Raw genomic sequence first — 2285 nt, 5'->3', positions numbered from 1 at the left:
TGACGACACCGGAGAAGGTGGGACGGCTGATGCACGCCATCTACAACTATCAGGGGTCGCTGGTCGTCAGGAGCGCCTTGCAGATTATGGCCTTTACCTTTTGCCGGACAACCGAAATCCGTTGCGCTGAATGGCAAGAGTTCGACTTTGAGAACAACATCTGGCGTATCCCGGCGGAGCGCATGAAAATGCGGCGCGACCATCTTGTTCCCCTCAGCAGGCAGACGTTAACCGTTCTGGAAAAATTGCGGGCGTATTCTGGCGGTACTCAGTACGTCTTTCCCAGCTACCGTTCCGAAACCGTTCCTTTTGGAAAAACCGCCCTGCAAAGAGCCATACGCCGCATGGGCTTTGAAGAAGATGAAATGTGCCCGCACGGTTTTCGCGCTATGGCATCCACCCTTCTCAACGAACTCGGCTACAACCGGGACTGGATTGAACGCCAGCTTGCCCATGCCCCTACGGAACAGATACGCGGTATTTACAACCGCGCCGAATACCTGCCGGAACGCCGCCGTATGCTTCAGGATTGGGCCGACTTCCTTGACGGTTTGAGAGCCAAAGCCCGTCAGGAGGTTGGCCTTGAATAAAACATGAGGAGACACCCTATGAAAAAACTGACGGAGGATTCCTTTCTGCGTCTGCCGCAGGTTCTTGAACTGATCCCCATAAGCAGAAGCGCATGGTGGCAAGGTTGCAAGGATGGCCGTTTTCCCAAACCTATAAAGTTGGGGCCGCGCACTTCGGTATGGCGGTCTTCCGACATTGCCGCCCTCATCAAGCAGCTTTCCCTGCAATCCATTCAGGAGGAAAAAAACGAGGCGCGGAAATACTATGAATAGCTCATCCGACCCATTCCCAAAAGGCGGCGCGACCAGGGCATGAACCTTGACCGCGCCGCCTTTACTATTTTTGAGAGTCACTAATTAACACCTTCCAGCGCAAGGCATCAACTTCCATTGCCTTGACAAAGGCATCTTTTCCTTCGCAATACCCTTCAATATCAAGTGGAAATTTTTGTGCAAGGTGTTTTTTTAAAGTACCGTACCTTTCTGCAACCTCAGTATGTTTTCTCAGGTAGTCTCTTACTGCAATATGCCTTTCAATATTTTCTTTATCCGTCATTCCAAAAATATGAATTTGATGAGTCCTATCATCTCCCCCCTTTCGATAATATCGTCTTCCGGGAATACCAAATTCCCCCATGCACTCATAACCTAATTTTCTGAATGATTCATCAAAGTCATCAACTTTTTCCACATCGGTCACTACAGGCATAATATCTATAATTGGCTTTGCACATAACCCTTCCACCGCAGTGCTGCCAATATGATGTATGGAAACAAGAAGAGTGCCGAGTATTCCTGCTATGGAATCAGCCTCCCGTTTAAATTCCAGCTTCCAGACAGGGTTATAGGGAACAACTCTAACCTTCATATGACTTCCTCCAGTCGTTGAGCTTTTATACGATACTTCAAAAGACGACAGGGTCAAGGCACTTCCCTGCCGTAGTGGTTTCTTCTATGTCATTCCCTGCTCTTTCCCATTCCCCTTTGCTGTTGCCTTCACGGGCCGTGGGCGTGCCTTCTTCGACTGCCCCCTGTTCCTTTACCGGCTCCAAGCTGGAACCCTTGTCAAGCAAAGCCTCCAACTTGGTGAGCGGAACCGATACCCCAGCATCCGCAAGCAAGTTCCGTATGTCTCGCAGCGTGTAGCCCTGTCGCATGGCCTTTTTGATGTCGTTGACCAGAAATTCCGCGACTTCCCCGCGAGTCTTCCCTACCTCTTTCACCGGTAAACTGCGGAGCTTTTTCCGGGCGGCCTCTATCTGTTCCATTGTGTAACGACGAGCCGTTGCCATAAGCATCTCCTTCCTTGTCGTATTCCTTCCCACATACCACATTAAAGACTTTATTTACAACAAAAGTTCATGGATGGTAATACACTGTAGAATATTATAGTAATATATATATAAGACAAATATGGACAATTATTTTTTATCATCTTCATTTTCATGACATGATTTTTTTAAACTCAGTGTTCAGAGAAAAACAATACAGTCTTTTTGCTTTTTTCTCTGGTCTTCAAGGTGATTTTTCATCTATGCTTGCGCCAAAAGCGGAAGCACAGTGTGGGCAATGCTTCCCCCGAAGCAACGAAAGGCAGTCCCCAAGACCGCCGGGGTTCTTCCTTACAGGATGGTAGCTGTCTGACGCCAGCTAACATCCTGCCAAAGGCTTCGCCTCTGGACACCCTCAGAGCGTTCGGCGCTACGCTTCTCACGC

General features: G+C 48.8%; 4 protein-coding genes. 2 read left to right on the top strand and 2 right to left on the bottom strand.

The window, feature by feature from the left end; translation table 11 throughout:
• The coding region (locus tag CZ345_RS00515) for a tyrosine-type recombinase/integrase (protein ID WP_144277188.1) at positions 1-590 on the top strand (590 nt) is incomplete at its 5' end.
• 18 nt (positions 591-608) lie between these two features.
• The gene (locus CZ345_RS00510; protein ID WP_144277187.1) at positions 609-842 is read left to right on the top strand and encodes a helix-turn-helix transcriptional regulator; all 234 of its coding nucleotides are present in this window, start codon (positions 609-611) and stop codon (positions 840-842) included.
• A gap of 64 nt (positions 843-906) precedes the next feature.
• Here the strand turns inward: CZ345_RS00510 and CZ345_RS00505 are convergent, their stop codons facing one another.
• Together CZ345_RS00505 and CZ345_RS00500 are read right to left on the bottom strand one after the other, a co-directional pair.
• A complete protein-coding gene (locus CZ345_RS00505) occupies positions 907-1437 on the bottom strand; it encodes a GrpB family protein (RefSeq protein WP_077071249.1) in 531 nt (176 codons plus the stop codon).
• A 37-nt stretch (positions 1438-1474) separates the two neighbouring features.
• Complete coding sequence (locus CZ345_RS00500; protein WP_077071248.1) at positions 1475-1861, bottom strand: hypothetical protein; 387 nt, start codon at positions 1859-1861, stop codon at positions 1475-1477.
• Positions 1862-2285: the final 424 nt, after the last annotated feature.

Source organism: Mailhella massiliensis (genome assembly GCF_900155525.1).
In the GTDB taxonomy this organism is placed as follows: Bacteria; Desulfobacterota; Desulfovibrionia; order Desulfovibrionales; family Desulfovibrionaceae; genus Mailhella; species Mailhella massiliensis.
Note: the sequence above shows the minus strand (reverse complement) of the source record. Positions and strands in the feature narration are given on the sequence as shown.